Origin of the sequence: Microbacterium aurantiacum, assembly GCF_021654035.1 — a bacterium.
Classification (GTDB): domain Bacteria; phylum Actinomycetota; class Actinomycetes; order Actinomycetales; family Microbacteriaceae; genus Microbacterium; species Microbacterium aurantiacum.
Genome location: NZ_JAJPDW010000001.1, coordinates 724,076 through 743,889 on the forward strand (window position 1 = coordinate 724,076; position 19,814 = coordinate 743,889).

A 19,814-nucleotide genomic window follows, 5' to 3' on the forward strand; every position below is an offset into this window, starting at 1 on the left:
CAAGCTCACGAGTCGATACAGCGCTGTATCGGATACATGAGTGTATCGTAGGGCGCTGCACCCCGGGCCAACCTGAGTGGGCCGTGTGAGATCGAGACCGGAGGAACCATGACGGACGTCGCCGCCACGTCGCCCCGCCGCGAGGCCACCCGGCAGAAGCTCCGCGACGCCGCCGCGCAGACGTTCGCCGAAGTGGGCCTGGACGCGGCATCCGTCGAGGCGATCTGCGAACGCGCCGGATTCACGCGAGGGGCGTTCTACTCGAACTACGAGACGAAGGAAGAGCTCTTCCTCGATCTCGCCGGCGAAGTGGCCCGGGAGCGGGTCGGGGTCGTGCGCGAGCGCGTGGCCGAGCTGCGGCGCGAGGGTGTACTCGCGCAGGCCGCCGGACGGGCGCTCGAGGTGGTCGGACAGATCGTCGACACCTCCCACGAGGATCGCGCCGGGGTGCTGCTCATGAGCGAGATCCGCATCCACGCGCTGCGCTCGCCGGAACTCGCCGCGGCCTACCTCGCGCAGGAGGACGAGATGGTCGCCGGCGTCGCGCAGATCATCGCCGAGATCGCCGACGGCGATGCGCTCCGCTTCCGTCTGGAACCGGAGCACGCCGCACGGATGCTGATCACCACGTGGGAGAGCGCGTCCGTGCGCGCGGTGATGGCCGGAGCCGACCAGGACGAGCTCTGCCGCCGCTCCAACGAAGAGGTCGCACGCGTGGCGCAGCTGCTCCTCGAGGCGGGGTCGACGGTCTGAGGTGGCTCAGGCCTCGTGAGGCTGGGACGTCTGCGCGAGGACGGCGTGGCAGCGGCTGAGGCGCGCACGCCACCACGCGGCGCGCTCGGGGGAGGCGGCGTGACGCACGAGCAGTGCGGGATCCGCGGCCACCCGCGCCGCGGGGATCACGCCGCCGCGGGGGCGCAGGGGCACGGCCGCGACATCCGCGGTGAGGAGTGAGGCGGTGCCGAGTCCGCAGTCGAAGTCGAGCGCGGGCAGGGCGGCGGCCAGTGCCGCGCCCATCGACAGCCCGACGGAGGTGTCGAGCGCGCTCGAGACGACGGCGGGAAGGCCCGCCTGCTCGATCACCGCGAGCGCGCGTCGGATGCCGCCGAGGGGCTGGGCCTTCACCACGAGGATGTCGGCGGCGCCCGCCCGCGCGACCGCGATCGGATCCTCGGCCTTGCGGACGCTCTCGTCGGCGGCGATCGGGATGCCCATGTAGCGGATGCGGCGCCGCAGCTCCGCGAGCTCGTCGACGCTCGCGCACGGCTGCTCGACGTACTCCAGGTCGAACTCGGCGAGCGCATGGACGGCGTGCTCGGCCTCGTCGACGTTCCAGCCGGCGTTCGCGTCCACGCGGATCCGGCCCTCCGGTCCGACGGCTTCGCGGACGGCCCGCACCCGCGCGACGTCGTCGCCCAGGCGCTGACCGGCCTCGGCGACCTTGACCTTGGCGGTGCGGCATCCGTCGAAGCGGGAGAGGACCTCGGCGACCCGCTCAGCGGGGACGGCGGGGACCGTGGCGTTCACGGGGATGTCGGCGCGGAGGGCACGGGGCGCCGGCATCCACCCGAAATCGATCGCGCCGGCGAGCCAGTGCGCCGACTCGGCGTCGTCGTACTCGACGAACGGGGAGAACTCCGTCCAGCCCTCGGGGCCTTCGAGGAGCATCGCCTCGCGCACCTCGATGCCGCGGAAGCGCGTCGCGAGCGGCAGCGCCACGACGTGGGCGGAGGCGAGGAGGTCGGCGAGGGGAGGGAGGGCCGTCACGTCGTCATCCTGACACAGGGTGGCCGGACATCCATTGACCCTCGACAATATTGTGTGTCACACGGTATCGTGCGTGACGTGGAAGAGACAGCGACCCTCGAGACCCACGTGCAGGAGCTGCGGCGCGGCACCATCGTCCTGGCATGCCTCCGCCTCCTGCGCACCGACGGGTACGGGTACGGCCTGCTCGAAGACCTGCAGACCCGGGGATTCGACACCGATGCGAACACCCTCTACCCGCTCCTTCGCCGACTCGAGAAGCAGGGGCACCTGACGAGCGTCTGGAACACCGACGAGGCGCGACCGCGGAAGTTCTACCGCACCACCGCGAGTGGTGAGTGGCTGGCCGCCGCACTCACGAGAGATTTCGCGGCGATCGCATCGTCGATCGCCGCCCTACCCGAGGAGGACTGAGATGACCGAGGTCACTCTCACCGACAGGTACATCGGCGCCACCGTCCGGACCGTGCCCGAGCGGCAGCGGGCGGACCTCGCCGCAGAGCTGCGGAGCTCGATCGCCGACCAGATCGAGGCGCGCGTCGAGGGCGGGGCCGATCCGGCCGAGGCGGAGCGCGCCGTCCTCACCGCCCTCGGCGACCCCGACCGCCTCGCGGCGGAGTACGCCGACCGCCCCGCGTTCCTCATCGGGCCGCGGTACTTCTTCTCGTGGTGGCGGCTGCTGAAGCTCCTGCTCGCGATCGTGCCGGCCTGCGCGGCCGTCGGCGTCGCGATCGCCCAGACGCTCACGGGTGCGACCGTGGGGGAGGTGATCGCGGAGGTGGTCGTGGTCGTCCTGTCCGTCGTCGTCCACGTCGCGTTCTGGACCGCCCTCGTCTTCGCGATCGTCGAACGCTCGGCGCGGGCCGGGGGCGCCGGTGTCGTCGCCGAATGGTCGATCGATGCGCTGCCGGAGGTCCGTCAGAGCGGGGCGCGGCTCTCGGACCTCATCGCCACGGTCGTCTTCCTCGCCGCGGCGGCCGGGGCCGTGCTGTGGGACCGCTTCGTCGGATTCGCCTACGCGGACGGACGCGGGTGGATGCCGGTCCTCGATCCGGGGTTGTGGCCGTGGTGGATCGGCGGGCTCTTCGTCGTCCTCGTGCTCGAGGCCCTCCTCGCCGTGTACGTCTACGCTCACGGCCGGTGGACGCTCGCCGCCGCCGTGGCCAACGTCGCCCTGAACGCGGCGATCGTGATCCCGGTCCTCTGGCTCCTCGGGCAGCGACGCCTGATCGATCCGGCGTTGTTCGAGTCCGGCATCCTCTCCGGCGATGCCTCGAACCTCGAAACGGTCGTAGTGGCCGTCGTCGGCGTGGGGGCGGTCGCGGTCGCCGTCTGGGATTCGGTGGACGGCTTCGTCAAGGCGCGTCGGACGAGCTGAGGCTGGATGCGCCGGGGCGCGTCCCGATCGTCCGGCCGCGCGTCCTGTCCGGCCGGGCGCTCCTATCCTGGGACGATGCCTCAGCTCGACACCCCCGTACGCCTCGGCGTGCAGCTCCAGCCCCAGCACGTCACCTACTCGCAGCTGCGCGACGCCGTGGCGCGGCTGGAGGAGATGGGCGTCGACATCCTGTTCAACTGGGACCACTTCTTCCCGCTGTTCGGCGAACCCGACGGTGCGCACTTCGAGTCGTGGACGATGCTCGCAGCGTGGGCCGAGCAGACCGAGCGGGTCGAGTTCGGGGCGCTCGTGAACTGCAACTCGTACCGCAACCCCGACCTGCAAGCCGATATGGCCCGCACGATCGATCACATTTCCGCGCGTGGGACCGGCACGGGACGGTTCATCTTCGGTACGGGGTCGGGCTGGTTCGCGCGCGACTACGAGGAGTACGGGTACGAGTTCGGCACCGCCGGCTCGAGACTCGACGACCTCGCCGACGGACTCGCACGGATCGAGAGGCGGTGGGCTGCGCTCAACCCCGCTCCGACGCGGGAGATTCCGGTGATGATCGGCGGGAGGGGCGAGCAGAAGACGCTCCGGCTCGTCGCCCGCCACGCCGACATCTGGCACAGCTTCGTCGCACCCGACGAGGTCGCGCACAAGCTCGACGTGATCGCCCGGTGGTCCGAGAAGGAGGAGCGCGACACCTCCGGCCTCATCGTCTCGAACGAGCTGCGCGACCGGAGCGAGGCGGACGCCGACGCTCTGTACGCCGTGGGGACCCGGTTGTTCACGCTCGGCTTCTCGGGTCCGGAGTGGGACTACGACGTCGTGCGCTCGTGGCTCCGCTGGCGCGACGCGAAGAACGCCTGACCCGGGCGCGCCGCGCTGCGCGCCGCGCGCCGCGTGAAAAACGCGGGAGATATCGTCCAGAACGGGCCCCGCGAGCCCCGACACGCCGGAAATCTCCCCGGGGTTTGACGAGGTGTCCGGCATCCCCCCGGTTCGCTTGTCGCGTCTTGCGGGTCGGACGGCGCCGCATCCGCAACACTCGTCGAGTGATCGGTCAGATGAGGCGGGCGAAGGCCAGGGCGGGGATCCAGGCGGAGGTGAAGAGGGCGTAGCCCGCGGTCACCGAGGTGAGCACGAGGCCGATGCGGGCGATGGTGCGGGCCGCACGCGGGTGCGCACGCGCCACGACCAGCGCCAGCGCGACCGGGACGATCGCGCTGATCGCGACCAGGGCCGTGCCGACCTGCGCGGCGGAGACACGGTCGCTCGGGAAGCAGTTCCTCGGGCCGGGCATGCTCAGTGCGCAGGCCTCGGGGCCGGTCGGCACCACCACCAGCCACAGGATGCCGAGCCCGACCGCGGCGGTCACGATGACCGCGGCGACCACCGCATGCAACCGGCGGTCTGTCTCGGGCGCGACCCGCAAGGTCGGGGAGCTCATGGAGCCGACTGTAGCGGCGCAGTTGCGCGGGCTCCCGGTGAAAGACGCGGGAGAAATCGGCCCGAAGGGGCCCCGAGAGGGCCGACACGCCGCAGATCTCCCCGGGGTTTCACGAGGTCGCGCGCGGCGACCCGGCGAACTCAGACGCGGGGCTCGTGCCGGAGGGGCAGGAGACGCGGCGGCACAGGGCCGGCCGGCATCCACTCGCACACGAAGCTGCCGCGATAGCCGAACAGGAAGCCGAATCGGTCGTTGTGCACCTCGAGGTCGATGTGGAACCGGCCGTCGGCGTCGTCGAACCGCTCGCGCAACGTCGCCCGCCCGCTGAGCGACATCGGAAACCGGAACGACACCGGCCCCTCGTGGAACCGCTGCGCCCCCGACCGGAGGAGCAGCGAACCGTCGTCCTGCACGCTCAGGTCCAGATCGACGGCCAGGTGCTGGTGCGTCCCGAGGTAGTCGACGACCCGCCCGTCGCTGAGGATCATGGTCGCGTCGAACCGTCGGCGCTTCCCGTCGATCACGTACTCGCGGACGAAGGTCACCGTCTCCCGCCCGAACGGGTCGAGGTAGGGGCGGTTGTCGATCCGGAACGGCACGTTCTCACTGACATCCGGAATGAGGATGTTCCGCATCCGTCCGATCTGCAGGAACGGCACGGTCCACCACGGGCCGCGCCGGATCTGCGTCATCACCCCGGTGCCGACGCAGGCCTCACCGCCGAGCCGCACGTCGAAACGCCGTTGCAGCATCGGATGCAGTCGGCTGAACGCGTCCTCGCCGAGCGCCGCGCGGAACACCGAGGTCACCGGCTGTGCCTCCCGCCCTCGGGCGCGCGACGGCACCGCGCGGCGCGCGGGCGTTCCGGTCGCCAGAACCACAGGACGCTCCGCAGCGGCCATCGTTCGGGCTCCTCGCCGCGCTCGAGCCAGATGCGCAGCCGATCGAAACTCCATGCCGTCGCCCACCCGATCACCGGCCGCACGACGAGGTCGAGCACGCCCCAGCCCGGCGCGTAGTCGTAGCCCGTGAGGAAACGGATGCCGCCTCCCGCGGGCACGTAGCGCCAGTACCCGCGTCCGGACTGCAGCGGCGACAGTCGATCGGCGGTGTCGAACCGCAGTGCCGACGTGCGCGTGCCATCCGGTCGGTCGCGCTCGCCGAGGCTCACCCCGGTGCCGCGGATGACCCGGACCGGCGTCGCCCGCTCGTAGTCGAACGTCGTCGCGCCGTCCGTCGTCGTCCCGGTCGGGACGATCCGCGAGAACCGCAGGTCCCAGCGCGCGTGGGCGACCGGATTCTGCGTCGCCGTCCAGACGGCATCCATGTCCGCGGAGATGACCGTCTCCACATAGATCTGCCGCGCACCCACCCGTCGACCGTAGCGAGTCCGGGACGATGCCCGGGTACCCGCGCGGGCGGATCGTCGCTTACCGTGGAAGGTGCGCTCGCCCCCGGGAGCGCAGAGCGGAAGGCACTCATGAAGATCGTCGCATCGGCCGATTGGCGGGACGGACTCGAGTACGACATCCCGGTCCTCGTCTCCGACGTCATTCCCGGCGAGCCGACCAAGTGCTTCGCGTGCGGCACCGAATCGCCGCTGCGCGAGCGGGATGAGCTGTGGGCGGTCAAGCACCGGCATCCGAAGAACCACGACGGGTTCGTGCGGTTCTACTGCATCCGGCACGTGCCGCCGTTGCCGGTCGCCCCCGCGGCCCCGGCTCCGGCACCTGCCCGCGCGCGCCGCGCTCCGGCCGTGCCGCGTGCGGAGCGCACCGTCGCCCCGCGCCGCACGCAGGACTTCGACCGCGTGCGCGCGATGTGCCCGAACTGCTTCGTGGAGGTCTCTGCGGCCGGCGAGTGCGGCATGTGCGGCTGGTCGGCGGCGTGAGCCGGCGCCGCCGCACCCCGACGCGAGGCTGACCGCGTGAGCGACGTCGAGCTCGCCCGCATTCCCGCCGGAGTCCTCGACCTCGCCGCCGCGCGCGGCCGACCGCGGCGGCGCGTCGCCCTCGACGCCTTCGAGCTGGGGGTGTATCCCGTCACCGAGGAACAGCTCGCGGAGGTCATCGGCGAGTCCGCGGCGCACCCGCGCCGCCCCGCCGTCGGGGTGAGCTGGTTGCGTGCGATCCGTTTCTGCAACGCCCTGTCTGAGTGGGAAGGGCTCGACGCGGCCTACACGTTCGACGGCGAAGACGTCACGTGGCACGTCGATTCCGACGGCTACCGACTTCCCACCGAGGCCGAGTGGGAGTACGCCTGCCGTGCCGGATCCACCGGCGCCCACTACGGACCTCTCCGCGAGATCGCGTGGACGGCGGCCGACGGGGTCGGCGCACCGCAAGAGGTCGGCGCGCGGCATCCGAATCTGTTCGGACTCTTCGACACGCTCGGGAACGTCTGGGAGTGGTGTTGGGATCTCTTCGATCCGGCGCAGCATCGCGCGGTGCGGGTGCTCCGCGGCGGGTCGTTCGCCGACGACGCCGGCAGCGCGCGTGCGGCGACCCGACGGGGCGACGCCCCGCGCGAGGGGTACCCCGACGTCGGCTTCCGCGTCGCCCGGGGCGGGTTCGACGCGGTCGACGCGGCGCAAGGCTGGTCGGCCCGAGAAGACCGCGACCGTGCGCTGGAGTGATCGCCCGACCGTGCGCATCAGCGCGCGCGTAGTCTGGGCGGGTGAGCGTATCGGACCTGTTCGACGAGAGTTCCTGGATGCCGGCCCCCGGCGCCCCCGACGGCGGATACACCGACATCACGTCGCACGTGTCGCTCGACGGCCGCATCGCGCGCATCGCGTTCGACCGTCCTGAGGTGCGGAACGCCTTCCGCCCGCACACGGTCGACGAGCTGTTCCGGGCCCTCGACATCGCACGTCAGGATCCGAGGATCGGGGTGGTCCTCCTCACCGGCAACGGTCCGAGCCCGAAGGACGGCGGCTGGGCGTTCTGCTCGGGCGGCGATCAGCGCATCCGCGGCCGCGACGGCTACACCTACGCCGCCGATGACGCGGTGGCGCCGGATGCCGCGCGCGCGGGCCGCCTCCACATCCTCGAGGTGCAGCGGCTCATCCGGTTCATGCCGAAGGTCGTCATCGCCGTCATCCCGGGCTGGGCCGCCGGGGGAGGGCACTCGCTGCATGTCGTGTGCGACATGTCGATCGCGAGCGCCGAGCACGGGCGCTTCAAGCAGACGGATGCCGATGTCGGCTCGTTCGACGCCGGCTACGGATCCGCGTACTTCGCCCGCCAGATCGGGCAGAAATTCGCCCGCGAGGTCTTCTTCCTCGCCGAGGAGTACTCCGCCGAGCGCGCGTACGAGATGGGCGCCGTCAACCGGGTGGTGCCGCACGCCGAGCTCGAGCGTGAGGCGATCGCGATGGCGCGGACGATCCTGACGAAGTCGCCGACCGCGATCCGGATGCTGAAGTTCGCCTTCAACGCCGTCGACGACGGGATGGTCGGGCAGCAGGTGTTCGCCGGAGAGGCGACGCGCCTGGCCTACGGCACAGACGAGGCCGTCGAGGGGCGCGACTCCTTCCTCGAAAAGCGCGACCCGGACTGGTCGCCGTACCCCTGGCACTACTGATGGGGGCCGGATGCCGGCCGGGCGCGGCGGGCCGAACTCCTCCGATCCGGGGGCGTGAGGGCGGCGCGCGCGGCGTGTCGGCCGGTTTCGGGGCGGGGTTGAGGAGTTCGGTACAGGCGGGCGGGGTGACGACGCCCTCGCCCGCGGGGCCGACGAACCGCGGGGCGGGCCGGCCGTGAAACTCGAGGCGGCGGTGGGGGACGACCCGCGCGACATCCTCCGGGCCCTGAAGGCCGCGATCCACGGCCCGGGGCCGGCCCTCGGGGTGGGTCTCGTCGGCGAGTCGCCCGATGACGTTCCGGCGGGGACGGCGGTGGTCGTCACCACCTCCGGGTCGACGGGGGTTCCGAAGAGCGTCGTCCTCGGACGGGACGCCCTCATCTCCTCGGCCCTTGCGACCGCCGACCGTATCGGCGAGGGGGCGTGGCTGCTCGCGCTTCCGGCAACCTATGTCGCCGGCATCCAGGTGCTCGTGCGTTCGATCGTCGCCGGGCGGGAACCCGCGGTGATCTCGGGTTCCTTCTCGCCGCAGGCGTTCGCCGCGGCCGCGCTGATGATGGCGTCGTCCGAGAACGGCGTCCGCACCCCGACCTTCACCTCGCTGGTCCCGGCCCAGCTGCAGCGCCTCCTCGACGCCGCCGTCGACGATCACGCGGTCGCGGCGGCCCTCGGGTCCTTCGAGCGCATCCTCATCGGCGGGCAGGCGCTCCCGGCCGCCCTCCGCGAACGCGCCGAGGACGCCGGGGTCCGCATCGTCCGCACGTACGGCTCGACCGAGACCAGCGGTGGCTGCGTGTACGACGGCCGTCCCCTTCGCGGCGTGGCGATGCGCATCCGCGACGGCGAGGTCCAGCTCAGCGGGCCGGTGCTCGCGTCCGGCTATCTCGGCGAGCCCGATCGCACGCGCGCGGTCTTCGCCACCGATCCGGACGGCACCCGGTGGTACCGCACGGGGGACGCCGGCATCATCGAGGACGGCGCCCTGCGCGTACAGGGCCGGATCGACAACGTCATCGTCTCGGGCGGGGTCAACATCTCGCTCGACCGCGTCGAGCACGCCGTGCGGTCCGTGGCAGGGCTGCAGGATGCCGTCGTGGTGGGTGTGCCCGACGACCGCTGGGGCGAAGCCTCGGTCATCGTCGTTCCGCGGGGGGAGGCCCTGCGGCGGAGCGAGGCGGATCAGCTCCGTCGCGCTCGCGAGGTCGTGGCCGCGGAGGTCGGGCGCCACGCGCGCCCGGCGCGCCTGGTGCTGGTGGACGAGATCGCCGAACTGCCGTCCGGGAAGCCCGATCGCGAGGCGATCCGTCGCGCCGTCCTGGCCCTGCACTGAGCCCGCGTCGGAGCCACAGCGCCCCACCCGCGCCCCGCTCCTCGTAAGATGTCCCCTCGTGGCACGCACCTCCGGCAAGAAGCGCTCGCACCCGTCTAAGAACCGGCGGGGATCCCGCGGCAACCCGCAGAAGGTCGCGCCGGTCGTCCGCGAACCGGTGACTCCGGCAGGTCCCCGCGACTGGATCGGCGCCGCCCGCCTGCGGACCCTGCCCCTGGCTGTCGCCCCCGTCCTCATCGGCACAGGCGCGGCGATGCTCGTCCTCGACTCGCTCCGCTGGGTCATCGCACTCATGTGCCTCGTCGTGGCCGTCGCGCTGCAGATCGGCGTGAACTACGCCAACGACTACAGCGACGGCATCCGCGGAACCGACGACGTCCGCGTGGGTCCTGCCCGCCTCACCGGCGCCGGGAAGGCGAAGCCGCGCACCGTCCTCACCGTCGCCCTCGTCTTCTTCGGCATCGCCGCCGTCGCGGGGCTCGCGATCACCGTCCGCACCGAGCAGTGGTGGCTGCTCGCCGTCGGCGCCGCCGCGATCGCCGCCGCGTGGTTCTACACGGGTGGAAAGCGCCCCTACGGGTACGCCGGGCTCGGCGAGCTGTTCGTCTTCGTCTTCTTCGGACTCGTCGCGACCCTCGGCACGACCTGGGTGCAGGCCCTCGCCCTGCCTCAGGAGGCCTGGTTCGGAGCGATCGCGGCCGGCTTCCTCGCCTGCGCGGTGCTGCTGGCGAACAACCTGCGCGATCTCGACCAGGACCGCGCCGCGGGCAAGCGCACCCTGTCGGTCCGCATCGGCCGTACCGCCACGCGCTGGCTCTTCACGATCTTCGTGCTGATCCCGTTCGCGATCGCGGTCTTCCTCGCGCTGTTCTACCCGATTGCGTGGCTGACGCTGCTGGTGCTGCTGGCTGTGCTCCCGGCGATCCTCATCGTCTGGACGTACCGCAACCCGCGCGAGCTCATCGTCGCGCTGGGCCTGTGCTCACTGACCTCGATCGCGTACGCCGGGTTCCTCTTCTGGGCCTTCGTCGGCTGACGCCGGAGCGGATGCCGAGGCCGAGGCCGAGGCCGCGGCATCCTCCGCCTCCTCGTCGCTGACGCGGTCGCGCGCGCGGGATCGCCGCTCGGCGAGGCCGGCGGTGACCTCCTCGAGCGGACGACGCAGGAACAGCATCGAGAGGCTGAGGCCGATGAGGGCGGCGAAGATCGCAGCGAGCAGGTAGTACTCCCGCATGATCGGGAGGAGCATGAGGATGCCGAACGGCACCAGGAACGCCGCCAGCCGCAGCACCGTGTAGAGGATCACAGAGCGCGCTTTCACCCTGCCATCCTACGGTTCGGTCACGACGCCGCCCCCGTGTCCGGCGAGACGCCTAGGATGGAGGGATGACGAGGGTACTCCTCATCGGAGCGCTGGTGGCCACGCTGTTCTGGGTGTACAGCATCGTCGATTGCGCCCTCCAGCCGCCCACCCGCCATCGCGGGGTGAGCAAGCCGATGTGGATCCTGATCGTCGTGATCATCCCCGTCCTCGGCGGCATCCTGTGGTTCGTCGTCGGCCGTACACGGCCGTCGGCCGTGCGGCTCTCTCGCGCCCCGGACGACGACCCCGACTTCCTCGGCAAGATCGGCACCGTCAGCGATCAGGACGAGCGCATCCGCCGACTCGAGGAAGAGCTCGCGCAGCTCGACGCGGAGGACGACGATCCTCGCTGGCAGCGCCCGGGAACGGATGCCGGCACGACCGGCGCCACGGGGACCACGGGCACCACCGGTGCGGGAACCCCCGATGTGCCGCCGCCCGCCGCGGACGGCGACGACGACGCGCGCGGCCAGCGCGGCGCCCGCGGCTGACGTGAGCGGCGATTCCCGGGAGTCCGCCTCCCCGGCCACCGACGCGGCCGCCGCGCTCCTTCTGCGCGCCGTCGAGCGGGGTGTCACCCATGTCGTACTGAGCCCCGGGTCGCGCTCGCAGGCTCTCGCCCTCGTGGCGGCCGACCTCGAACGGGCCGGACGGATCGCGCTCCATGTCCGGATCGACGAGCGGGTCGCCGGGTTCACCGCGCTCGGTATCGGACGCGAGACCGGGATCCCCGCCGCCGTCATCTGCACCTCCGGCACCGCCGTCGCGAACCTCCTCCCGGCCGCCCTCGAGGCGCACCATGCCGGCATCCCGATGCTGCTGCTCACGGCCGATCGCCCTCCGGAGCTGCGGGGGGTCGGCGCGAACCAGACCACCCGGCAGCCGGGGATGTTCGCCCCGAGCGTGCGCCTCGAGACCGACGTCCCGACGCCGGACGAGACGGATCCGACCGGCGACGGCCCGCAGACGCTCATGCTCCGCAGGCTCGCCGACGAAGCGATGGACGCCGCCCTCGGCGTGGGGCTCCGGTCCGCCGGACCCGTCCACCTGAACCTGCCGTACCGCGAGCCCCTCGCCGGGACCCTTCCCGCCTGGATCGGGCCTTCCGATGTGCCGCCGGCCGGTACCGACACCGGCGCATCGCCCGCGCCCGACGAGGACGACCCCGACGGCCCCGACGGCTCGGGTGCGCTGTACCAGGGGGGTGGGGGCATCGGCGTGTCCGACCTCCCCGGCGACCCGGACGACGCGCCCTGCGTGCTCGAGCGCGGCCCGCGGACCGTCGTGATCGCCGGCGCCGACGCCGGAGCGGATGCCGAGCACCTCGCGCACCTCGGCGGGTGGCCGCTGGTCGCGGAGATCGTCAGCGGCGCGCGGTTCGGACGCAATCTCGCGCACGGGTATCGCGCGCTGCTGTCGGATCCCGAACTCGGCGGTCGCGTCGAGCGCGCGGTCGTCCTCGGGCATCCGACCCTCAGCCGCGAGGTCGCGCGGCTCCTCGCCGATCCCGACATCGAGGTCGTCGCCCTCCGCGGCCCCGGCGAGCCGCTGAACCTCAACGGTGCGACGGTCGCGGCGGATGCCGTCGCCGTGGCCGCCGGAGAGATCGACCGCGAGTGGCTCGGGGCGTGGATCCGCGCCTCCCGCGACGCCGCCGTCGATCTCACGCCCCCCGCCCCGGACGCGGATGCCCTCGCCTCGGCCGTCCCGTCCGAGCGCCTCGGCGCGCTGTCGGCCGAGCTCGCCGTCGCCCGCCACCGCGTGGACCGCGAGATCCTCGTCGACGCCGTCTGGCGCGCGTCGTGGCCGCACGATCGCCTCGTGTTCGGCTCGTCGCGCCTCGTGCGCGTGGCCGACGCCGTTCTCGGCGGCAAGAAGGTCGTCGTCCACGCCAACCGCGGCCTCGCCGGGATCGACGGCACGATCGCCACGGCCTTCGGCGTGGCCGCCGCCAGCCAACGTGGCGGTGCGCCCGGCGTCACCCGGCTTCTGCTCGGGGACCTCGCCGCCCTCCACGACGTCGGCGCCCTCCTCCTCCCGCCCGCGGAGGACGAGCCCCGCCTCCAGGTGATCGTCGGGAACGACGCCGGGGGGACGATCTTCGACTCGCTCGAGGTGGCCGCCCTCGCCGACGCCGATGCGATGGACCGCGTGCTGTACACCCCGCACACGGTCCGCTTCGAGCAGCTCGCCCTCGCGTACGGGTGGGAGTACCGGCGGGTGACGACGCGCGCCGAGCTCGACCAGGTGCTCACCTCGCCGGTGGGCGGGCGGCAGATCATCGAGGTTCCGCTCGAGCGCTGAACCGGACAGGATGGGGTGATGACGGCGAAGAGTCAGACACACAGCGACGGCGACCTCGGCGATCTCCTCCGGGTGCGGGACGGGTTCGTCCTCGCGGACGTCGACACCCGCTCGACCCCCGGTTACGGTCAGACGAAATCCGACGCCCAAGACGACCTCGCCGCCGGCGCGGAGGAGTTCGACGAGCTGCAGGAGCGGCTGTACGCCCAGAGCCGCGAGAACCCGGATTCGCCCGCGGTGCTGCTGGTGCTCCAGGCGATGGACACGGCGGGCAAGGGCGGGATCGTCCGCCACGTCATCGGCGCGACCGACCCCCAGGGCATCCACCTGAAGGCGTTCAAGAAGCCCACACCCGAGGAGCTCGAGCACGACTTCCTGTGGCGGATCGAGCGCGAAGTGCCGCGCGCCGGCTACATCGGGGTCTTCGACCGCTCGCACTACGAGGACGTCCTCATCGGCCGGGTCCGGAGCCTCGCGACGCCCGACGAGATCGAGCGGCGCTACGACGCGATCAACGATTTCGAGCGGCGCATCACCGACGCCGGCGTCCACCTCGTGAAGGTGATGCTCCACATCTCGAAGGACGAGCAGCGCGAGCGTCTCGCCGAACGCCTCGAGCGGCCGGACAAGCACTGGAAGTTCAACCCGGGCGACATCGACGAGCGGCAGCTGTGGGACGACTACATGGGCGCGTACCAGGTCGTCCTCGACCGCACCTCCACCCCGCACGCGCCCTGGCACGTCGTGCCCGCGGATCGGAAGTGGTATGCCCGGTTGGCCGTGCAGGCACTCCTCCTCGACGTGCTCGAGCGCATCGATCCGCAGTGGCCGGTGGCGTCCTTCGACGTCGAGGCCGAGAAGGAGCGGCTCGCGGCGAGCTGACCCGCATCCGGCCTCACGGCAGACGGCTCGTAGGCTGAGGCGGTGCCCCAGCCCCACCAGCCCCACCCCGCGGATCCGGTCCATCGGATCGCCGACGACTACGTCGCCGAGCTCGCCCGCCACGAACCGGATGCCGCGCAGGCGCTCGGCCGGGAGGACGGCCCCGCGCTTCCCGACCTCTCACCCGAATGGCTGCAGCGCCGCTACGCCCTGCAGGGCGAGACCGTGCGGCGACTCGACGCCCTCCCGACGGATGCCGGAGACCCGGCGCTCCGCGCCGCGCTGCGCGAGCGTCTCGAACGCGAGCGCCTCCTCTTCGACACCGGCTTCACCCCGCGCCTCGTGGCCGGGCTCGCGACGCCGGTGCACCTCGTCCGCTACGCCGTCGAGGGGCTCACGCTGACACCGGATGCCGCGGGTCAGGCCCTGCTCGCGCGCCTGGAGGCCGCGGCCGTCGCCGTCCGGCAGTACCTCGCCGCCCTCCGATGGGCACGCGACGAGGCCGACCGCTTCACCGGCAGCGGCGTCGCGCCGATCCGCCAGCTGGACACCCTCGCCGGCCAGCTCGACCGCTGGATCGACGCGGACTGGTTCAGCGGCGTGCCGATCGCGCCGGGCGTCGACGACGCCACCCGGGCGCGCGTCCGCGCCGCCGCCGACGACACGAACGGCGCGCTCGCCGATCTCGTGTCCGCCCTCCGCGGCGACCTCCGCGCCGCCGCGCCGGAGCAGGACGGGGTGGGGGAGGAGGTCTACCCCGATCTCGCCGCCGCGATGCTCGGCGCCCGGATCGACCTCGCCGACACGTACGCGTACGGCTGGGCCGAGCTCGAGCGTCTGACGGACGAGGCCCGCACGCTCGCCCGCGCGCTCGGAGGCGACGGCGACGATCCGGTGCGCGCGGCCGCCGCTCTGCTCGACGCCGACCCGCGCTACCGGCTCGAGGGGGTGGACGCCATCCGCGACTGGCTCACCCGCCGGGTCGATGAGACGACGGCGGCGCTGGAGGACGCCTTCGCCCTCCCCGCCGGCATCCGTCGCGTTGACTGCGTCGTCGCCGAGGCGACGGACGGCGTGGTCTACTACACGCCCGCGCCGCCGGACGGTTCGGCGCCGAGTCGCATCGTCTGGACGATCCCGAGCGGGGTGCCGGTGGCCGCGTCGTGGCAGGAGGTCACGAGCGTCCACCACGAGGGTCTCCCGGGGCATCACCTCCAGTTCGTCGTCACCGCTTCCGACCCCGACCTGCACCCGTGGCAGCGGCACCTCTGCCACATCCACGGATACGCCGAGGGATGGGCGCACTACGCCGAGCAGCTCTCCGACGAGCTCGGCCTCGTCCGCGACCCGGCGGAACGCCTCGGGCTCGTGCTCGGGCAGATCTGGCGGTCGGTGCGGATCGTCGCAGACATCGGCCTGCACACCGGCTGGGCGGTCCCGGACGGGGCGGTCGTCCCGCCGCAGCCGTGGACCCCGGACCTCGCCCGACGGATGCTGGTCGACCTCGCTCTGGTCGAACCGCACCTGGCCGGGTTCGAAGTGGACCGCTACCTCGGCTGGCCGGGACAGGCCCTGGCGTTCAAGATCGGCGCGCGGCTGTGGGTGCAGGCCCGCGCCGCGCGCGAGGCGGCGGACGGTGCGGGCTTCTCGCTCCGCGCCTTCCATCGCGATGCGCTCGGCCTCGGTCCCATGGGACTCGAGCCGCTCCGCGAGCGTCTCCTGGGCTGACGCCGCCGTCGACCGGAGGGGCCGGCGCCCTCAGTCGCGGAGGCGCGGGAGCACCTCGCGCCCGAGGAGGACGATGCCCTCGGCGGGGACGCGCGCGTGGGGCGTTCCGAACTCGATCCGGTCGACCCCGGCATCCATCAGGAGCCGCGCCTGAGCCGCGATGTCATCGGGCGTCCCCGAGAACGCGAAGAGATCGAGCACATCGCGGGGGATGAGCCGCCCCGCCCCCTCCTCGTCGCCGTCCGCGAGCCGGGAACGGATGCCGGGCAGCAGGTCGTCGGGAAGGTCGACCGTCGGATCGAGCGCGGCGATCACGTCGAGGTACATCGCCACTTCGCGCCGGGCGAGGGCGCGCGCGGCATCCCCGTCGCGATCGATGACGGTCACCGCGCCCACGACGACTCCGACGGCCCCGTCCGGGCGACCGGCCCGCTTCAGGCCGCGACCCAGGCGCCCGCGGACGATGCCGACCATCGCGGGGTTCGCGGTGCCGCCGATCTTGATCTCGTCGGCGATCTCTCCCGCGAGCGCCATGCCCTGTGGTCCCCACGATCCGATCAGTATCGGTGCGCGCTCGCGGACGATGGGGTAGCGCAGCCGCACGCCGGGCTCCAGCCGGAAGACGTCGCCGGCGTATCCTTCGCCCGAACCCGACAGCAGCGCCTGGATCATGCCGGTTGCGTCGCGCAGCGCCGCGATCGGACGCCCGGCCTCCACCCCGATCGCCTCCAGCCACGACCCACGTGCGAGTCCGAGGTAGGCCCGGCCTGCGGACGCGGCATCCACCGCGGCGAACTGACCGGCGATCTCGTAGGGGTGCAGGGTGAACGGGTTCCAACACGCGCACCCGAGCCGGATGCGCGTGGTCGCGTGCGCCATCTCGAGGAGGGCCGCGATCGGCGGCTGATAGAGGAGGTCGGAGAAGACGCTCACGCCGTCGAACCCGAGGTCCTCGGCGAGGCGGGCGAGCGCGGCGTAGTCTCCGGGCGCCTTGTCGGTCTGCAGCCCGAGGGAGAACCGGACGGGCTCGCGCCGGTCGTCGGCGCTCACGTCAGGTCCTCGGTGGGGATCGAACGGATGCCGGTGCGCTCGATCCGCATGATGAGGCGTTCCTCCGGGTCTGGGCACGCGACGAGGTCGTCGCGCTCCAGCCAATCGCCCGGCGGGAGGCGCCGCTGCTTGGCCGGGAGCAGAGGGAGGACGGCCTGCAGGGCGTAGAGGCAGAAGTGGCCGCCGTCCGGGAGGCACAGGCGGCTGCTCTCGACCAGGTCGATGTGATCGCCGACCTTCATGCCACACACCGAACGGCCCTCGATGCGGTCCACGACGACGCGCAGGTCGTACAGCTCCGTGCGTGCGGCGGTGCCGCCGGAGCTGCCGGCTGCGGGAGTCCGGTCGTCGTCTTCCGCGCTCATCGGGTGCGCCCCGCGTCGTCGCGGACGATCACGCCGCCGCGCATCACCAGGTCGATCCCGCGGAGCGCCGAGATGTCGGCCGTCGGGTCGTCGGGCATGGCCACGAGGTCGGCCCACGCGCCGGGAGCGAGGATGCCGAGGTCGTCGGCGCCGAGCCAGCGCGCGGGAGCGGAGGTGGCGGCGCGGACGACGTCCGGGGCGGGAAGGCCGCCGGCCTGCATGTGCTCGAGTTCGCGGACGACGGCGCTCGTGCCCTCGAAGTCCCAGAACGGCGGCATGTCGCTACCGAGGAGCACGTCGACGCCGGCGTCGAGGGCGTACCGGTACGAGTCCAGATGGCGGGGGCCAGCCTCGAGCGAGCGCTGCTGCATCCACTCCGGCACACCGAGGTCGTCGAAGAACGCCTTCGCCCGCGTGACAACGAGCGTCGGCACGAGCGCCGTGCCGTGCGCGGCCATGAGGGCGGCGACCTCCGGGGTCAGCTCGTAGCCGTGCTCCACGCAATCGAGCCCCAGCTCCACCGCCTCGGCGATGATCGCCGCGGGACCGGCGTGCGCGGTCACCTTGCGTCCCCACGCGTGGGCCGTCGAGATCGCCGCCGACATCTCGTCCCGCGTGAGCTGCGGCGTCGTGATCTGCTCGTTCTCCCCGGCGATGCCGCCCGAGATCATCAGCTTGACGAGGTCGGCGCCGGCGGCGATCTGGCTCCGGACGCCGCGGGTGACGGCATCCGCTCCGTCGCACTCGAGGGTGTCGTCGGTGTCGTGCCCGTGTCCTCCGGTGCAGCACAGGCCCCGCCCGGCGGTGAAGATGCGCGGGCCCGCCACGTGGCCGGCCTCGATTGCGCGGCGAAGGGCGAAGTCGGCCCCGCCCTTCTCGGACACGCACCGGACGGTCGTGACGCCCGAGAGGAGGGTGCGCCGCGCACCGTCGGCCATGTACAGCGCCAGTTCGTGCGGGTCGAGCGCGCTCACCGCGTCCCCTCCCGGCCCGGGAAGCGACAGCGAGAAGTGGGTGTGCATGTTGATCAGACCCGGCATCACCACCGCGCCGCCGAGATCGTGCACCGCGGTTCCGGCATCCGTCATCGACAGCGTGCCGGGCTCGATGCGCGCGATGCGACCCGCCTCGATCACGATCACGAGCCCGTCCTGCGGTGTCGGGCGGATGCCGTCGACCAGGCGCAGGTTCGTCAGCACCGCGTCGCCGCGGGTGGCGAGGGAGGGGACCGGCCCGCTCATGCCAGGGCGTCCACGATGGGGCGGAACTTCACGCGCGTCTCGAGCATTTCGGTCTCGGGGTCGCTGCCCGCCACGATCCCCGCGCCGGCGTGGGCGGTCACCGGCATTGTGTCGCTGTACTCCGCAAACCGGCGCGCGGGCTCGGATCCGATCTGCGCGCAGCGGAGGGCGATCGCCCACTCCCCGTCGCCGTTGCCGTCGACCCACCCGACAGGACCGGCGTAGCGACCGCGGTCGAAGGGCTCCAGGCGTCGGATCAGGTCGACCGCGGCATCCGTCGGGGTCCCGGCGACGGCGGCGGTCGGGTGCAGCGCCGCGACGAGATCGAGGGCGGATGCCGACCCGCGGACCGCGCCGGAGATGTCGGTGGCGAGGTGCCACACGTTCGGCAGTTCCAGGGTGAAGGGCCCGGTGCCCGCGTCGACCTCCTGCGTGAACGGATCGACCGCGGTCAACACGCTCTGGACGGCGAACCGGTGCTCCTCGAGGTCCTTCGTGCTCGCCGCGAGGGCGGCCACCGCTCGCGCGTCGGCGGCGGCATCCGCTCCGCGCGCGGCGGTCCCGGCCAGCACGCGCGCCGTCATCCGGCCCCGGGACACGGTGACGAGTGTCTCGGGGCTCGCGCCGACGAGACCGTCGACGGCGAACGCCCACGTGTCGGGATAGCTGCCGGCCAGGGCCCGGACGAGCCGGCGGAGGTCGGCGCCGGCGGGGACGGTGCCGACGAGGTCGCGCGCGAGGACGACCTTCTCGACGGTTCCCGCATCGATCGCGGCGAGGGCTGCGCGCACCGCCTCCTGATAGGCGACCGGGTTCATCGCGCCCGGGCCGAGCGTCGCCGACCAGTACGGGCCGTAGGGGCGGGACACGGGGAAGGGGGTGTCGTCGACGGGATCGGTCCGGGTGTTCCGGATGCGGGTGATCCAGGCGCGACCGTCCCGGCGTCCCACGATGGCCCGCGGCACGATAAGGCGGCTCGTCGAGGTCGACCGCGGGTCGAACGCCAGCGCTCCGAAGGCCACGAGTCCGGTGCCGGGGATGCCGAGCGGATCGTCGATCTCGCTGCGGGCGACGATGTCGCGCCAGGCCTCGGCGGGCGTCGGTCGATCGGTCGGCTCGGGCTTCCCAAAGGGAATGCCCGCCCCGGCGCCGGTCTCGAATCCGGCGACCATCCCGCCGACGCCGACGATGCCGTCACCACGGCGGAGCCAAGCCAGAGGGGACGCCGGATCGGCGAAGAGGAGGGGATCGTCGATCGGGTCGATCTCCTGCGTCTGCGCCACGAACCACGGCGCACCGGAGGTTTCGATCACCCACCCAGCCTATGGCCCGCCGCGCCCCGCGGATCCGCGCCCGGAGACCGCG

General features: G+C 72.6%; 22 protein-coding genes. 13 read left to right on the plus strand and 9 right to left on the minus strand.

The features are described 5' to 3' along the window. The first annotated feature begins 108 nt into the window (after positions 1–108). The gene (locus LTL01_RS03490; RefSeq protein WP_236967422.1) at positions 109–753 is read left to right on the plus strand and encodes a TetR/AcrR family transcriptional regulator; all 645 of its coding nucleotides are present in this window, start codon (positions 109–111) and stop codon (positions 751–753) included. 6 nt (positions 754–759) lie between these two features. Here the strand turns inward: LTL01_RS03490 and LTL01_RS03495 are convergent, their stop codons facing one another. Then, a complete protein-coding gene (locus tag LTL01_RS03495) occupies positions 760–1,767 on the minus strand; it encodes an o-succinylbenzoate synthase (RefSeq protein ID WP_236967423.1) in 1,008 nt (335 codons plus the stop codon). 78 nt (positions 1,768–1,845) lie between these two features. Between LTL01_RS03495 and LTL01_RS03500 the strand changes: the two genes are divergently transcribed. The 3 genes from LTL01_RS03500 to LTL01_RS03510 all read left to right on the plus strand — a co-directional run bounded on the left by LTL01_RS03500 (position 1,846) and on the right by LTL01_RS03510 (position 4,021). Beyond that, positions 1,846–2,181 carry a PadR family transcriptional regulator gene (locus LTL01_RS03500; RefSeq protein ID WP_236967424.1) on the plus strand — a complete coding sequence of 112 codons (336 nt, stop codon included), beginning with the start codon at positions 1,846–1,848 and terminating at the stop codon, positions 2,179–2,181. Between the two features lies 1 nt (position 2,182). Beyond that, a complete protein-coding gene (locus tag LTL01_RS03505; RefSeq protein WP_236967425.1) occupies positions 2,183–3,145 on the plus strand; it encodes a permease prefix domain 1-containing protein in 963 nt (320 codons plus the stop codon). Between the two features lie 75 nt (positions 3,146–3,220). Continuing rightward, positions 3,221–4,021, plus strand: a complete 801-nt coding sequence (locus tag LTL01_RS03510) for an LLM class F420-dependent oxidoreductase (protein ID WP_236967426.1) — start codon at positions 3,221–3,223, stop codon at positions 4,019–4,021. A 193-nt stretch (positions 4,022–4,214) separates the two neighbouring features. Here LTL01_RS03510 and LTL01_RS03515 read toward each other — a convergent pair whose 3' ends face one another. From LTL01_RS03515 to LTL01_RS03525, 3 genes are all read right to left on the minus strand, one after another. Beyond that, positions 4,215–4,601 (minus strand): hypothetical protein, encoded by a 387-nt coding sequence (locus tag LTL01_RS03515; protein WP_236967427.1) that lies wholly within the window; start codon positions 4,599–4,601, stop codon positions 4,215–4,217. Positions 4,602–4,741: 140 nt separating this feature from the next. Further along, a complete protein-coding gene (locus LTL01_RS03520; RefSeq protein ID WP_236967428.1) occupies positions 4,742–5,410 on the minus strand; it encodes a DUF4166 domain-containing protein in 669 nt (222 codons plus the stop codon). Beyond that, the gene (locus LTL01_RS03525) at positions 5,407–5,973 is read right to left on the minus strand and encodes an SRPBCC family protein (protein ID WP_236967429.1); all 567 of its coding nucleotides are present in this window, start codon (positions 5,971–5,973) and stop codon (positions 5,407–5,409) included. The genes LTL01_RS03520 and LTL01_RS03525 overlap by 4 nt, the downstream gene beginning before the upstream one ends. A gap of 108 nt (positions 5,974–6,081) precedes the next feature. On the opposite strand from LTL01_RS03525, the gene LTL01_RS03530 reads away from it, so the two are divergent. From LTL01_RS03530 to LTL01_RS03550, 5 genes are all read left to right on the plus strand, one after another. After that, on the plus strand, positions 6,082–6,492 hold the full coding sequence (locus LTL01_RS03530) for a glucose-6-phosphate dehydrogenase (RefSeq protein ID WP_236967430.1): 411 nt from the start codon (positions 6,082–6,084) through the stop codon (positions 6,490–6,492). A 36-nt stretch (positions 6,493–6,528) separates the two neighbouring features. Beyond that, a complete protein-coding gene (locus LTL01_RS03535) occupies positions 6,529–7,236 on the plus strand; it encodes a formylglycine-generating enzyme family protein (RefSeq protein ID WP_236967431.1) in 708 nt (235 codons plus the stop codon). Between the two features lie 41 nt (positions 7,237–7,277). Continuing rightward, positions 7,278–8,186, plus strand: a complete 909-nt coding sequence (locus LTL01_RS03540) for a 1,4-dihydroxy-2-naphthoyl-CoA synthase (protein ID WP_082334714.1) — start codon at positions 7,278–7,280, stop codon at positions 8,184–8,186. Between the two features lie 175 nt (positions 8,187–8,361). Continuing rightward, a complete protein-coding gene (locus LTL01_RS03545) occupies positions 8,362–9,516 on the plus strand; it encodes an AMP-binding protein (RefSeq protein WP_236967432.1) in 1,155 nt (384 codons plus the stop codon). 58 nt (positions 9,517–9,574) lie between these two features. Next, on the plus strand, positions 9,575–10,552 hold the full coding sequence (locus LTL01_RS03550; protein ID WP_236967433.1) for a 1,4-dihydroxy-2-naphthoate polyprenyltransferase: 978 nt from the start codon (positions 9,575–9,577) through the stop codon (positions 10,550–10,552). On the opposite strand, the gene LTL01_RS03555 is transcribed toward LTL01_RS03550, so the two are convergent. Beyond that, positions 10,499–10,837, minus strand: coding sequence for a DUF4229 domain-containing protein (locus tag LTL01_RS03555; protein WP_236967434.1), 339 nt, complete (start codon positions 10,835–10,837; stop codon positions 10,499–10,501). The genes LTL01_RS03550 and LTL01_RS03555 overlap by 54 nt on opposite strands. Positions 10,838–10,902: 65 nt before the next feature. Between LTL01_RS03555 and LTL01_RS03560 the strand changes: the two genes are divergently transcribed. From LTL01_RS03560 to LTL01_RS03575, 4 genes are read left to right on the plus strand one after another with little or no spacing between them, the layout of a single operon-like run. After that, positions 10,903–11,370 (plus strand): PLD nuclease N-terminal domain-containing protein, encoded by a 468-nt coding sequence (locus LTL01_RS03560; RefSeq protein ID WP_236967435.1) that lies wholly within the window; start codon positions 10,903–10,905, stop codon positions 11,368–11,370. Then, positions 11,306–13,183: a 2-succinyl-5-enolpyruvyl-6-hydroxy-3-cyclohexene-1-carboxylic-acid synthase gene (menD, locus tag LTL01_RS03565; RefSeq protein ID WP_372461282.1), complete on the plus strand. Its 1,878-nt coding sequence runs from the start codon at positions 11,306–11,308 to the stop codon at positions 13,181–13,183. Before LTL01_RS03560 ends, menD begins: the two co-directional genes overlap by 65 nt. Positions 13,184–13,201: 18 nt before the next feature. Continuing rightward, positions 13,202–14,065 carry a polyphosphate kinase 2 family protein gene (locus LTL01_RS03570; RefSeq protein ID WP_236967437.1) on the plus strand — a complete coding sequence of 288 codons (864 nt, stop codon included), beginning with the start codon at positions 13,202–13,204 and terminating at the stop codon, positions 14,063–14,065. 42 nt (positions 14,066–14,107) lie between these two features. Further along, positions 14,108–15,793, plus strand: a complete 1,686-nt coding sequence (locus LTL01_RS03575; RefSeq protein ID WP_236967438.1) for a DUF885 domain-containing protein — start codon at positions 14,108–14,110, stop codon at positions 15,791–15,793. 30 nt (positions 15,794–15,823) lie between these two features. On the opposite strand, the gene LTL01_RS03580 is transcribed toward LTL01_RS03575, so the two are convergent. Genes LTL01_RS03580 through LTL01_RS03595 form a run of 4 tightly spaced genes read right to left on the minus strand, consistent with a single transcriptional unit; the run spans position 15,824 to position 19,762 of the window. Then, a complete protein-coding gene (locus LTL01_RS03580; RefSeq protein ID WP_236967439.1) occupies positions 15,824–16,843 on the minus strand; it encodes an LLM class flavin-dependent oxidoreductase in 1,020 nt (339 codons plus the stop codon). After that, on the minus strand, positions 16,840–17,208 hold the full coding sequence (locus LTL01_RS03585) for a TIGR04076 family protein (protein WP_236967440.1): 369 nt from the start codon (positions 17,206–17,208) through the stop codon (positions 16,840–16,842). The genes LTL01_RS03580 and LTL01_RS03585 overlap by 4 nt, the downstream gene beginning before the upstream one ends. Then, on the minus strand, positions 17,205–18,449 hold the full coding sequence (locus tag LTL01_RS03590; RefSeq protein ID WP_236967441.1) for an amidohydrolase family protein: 1,245 nt from the start codon (positions 18,447–18,449) through the stop codon (positions 17,205–17,207). Before LTL01_RS03590 ends, LTL01_RS03585 begins: the two co-directional genes overlap by 4 nt. Beyond that, the gene (locus LTL01_RS03595; RefSeq protein WP_236967442.1) at positions 18,446–19,762 is read right to left on the minus strand and encodes an isochorismate synthase; all 1,317 of its coding nucleotides are present in this window, start codon (positions 19,760–19,762) and stop codon (positions 18,446–18,448) included. The genes LTL01_RS03590 and LTL01_RS03595 overlap by 4 nt, the downstream gene beginning before the upstream one ends. Positions 19,763–19,814: the final 52 nt, after the last annotated feature.

What these genes read in the sequence shown, in the direction of transcription:
- LTL01_RS03490 (WP_236967422.1), top strand. Translation starts at nt 109, where the DNA reads ATGACGGACGTCGCCGCCACGTCGCCCCGCCGCGAGGCCACCCGGCAG.
- LTL01_RS03560 (WP_236967435.1), top strand. Translation starts at nt 10,903, where the DNA reads ATGACGAGGGTACTCCTCATCGGAGCGCTGGTGGCCACGCTGTTCTGG.
- menD (WP_372461282.1), top strand. Translation starts at nt 11,306, where the DNA reads ATGTGCCGCCGCCCGCCGCGGACGGCGACGACGACGCGCGCGGCCAGC.
- LTL01_RS03590 (WP_236967441.1), bottom strand. Translation starts at nt 18,449, where the DNA reads ATGAGCGGGCCGGTCCCCTCCCTCGCCACCCGCGGCGACGCGGTGCTG.
- LTL01_RS03530 (WP_236967430.1), top strand. Translation starts at nt 6,082, where the DNA reads ATGAAGATCGTCGCATCGGCCGATTGGCGGGACGGACTCGAGTACGAC.
- LTL01_RS03515 (WP_236967427.1), bottom strand. Translation starts at nt 4,601, where the DNA reads ATGAGCTCCCCGACCTTGCGGGTCGCGCCCGAGACAGACCGCCGGTTG.
- LTL01_RS03505 (WP_236967425.1), top strand. Translation starts at nt 2,183, where the DNA reads ATGACCGAGGTCACTCTCACCGACAGGTACATCGGCGCCACCGTCCGG.
- LTL01_RS03510 (WP_236967426.1), top strand. Translation starts at nt 3,221, where the DNA reads ATGCCTCAGCTCGACACCCCCGTACGCCTCGGCGTGCAGCTCCAGCCC.
- LTL01_RS03585 (WP_236967440.1), bottom strand. Translation starts at nt 17,208, where the DNA reads ATGAGCGCGGAAGACGACGACCGGACTCCCGCAGCCGGCAGCTCCGGC.
- LTL01_RS03570 (WP_236967437.1), top strand. Translation starts at nt 13,202, where the DNA reads ATGACGGCGAAGAGTCAGACACACAGCGACGGCGACCTCGGCGATCTC.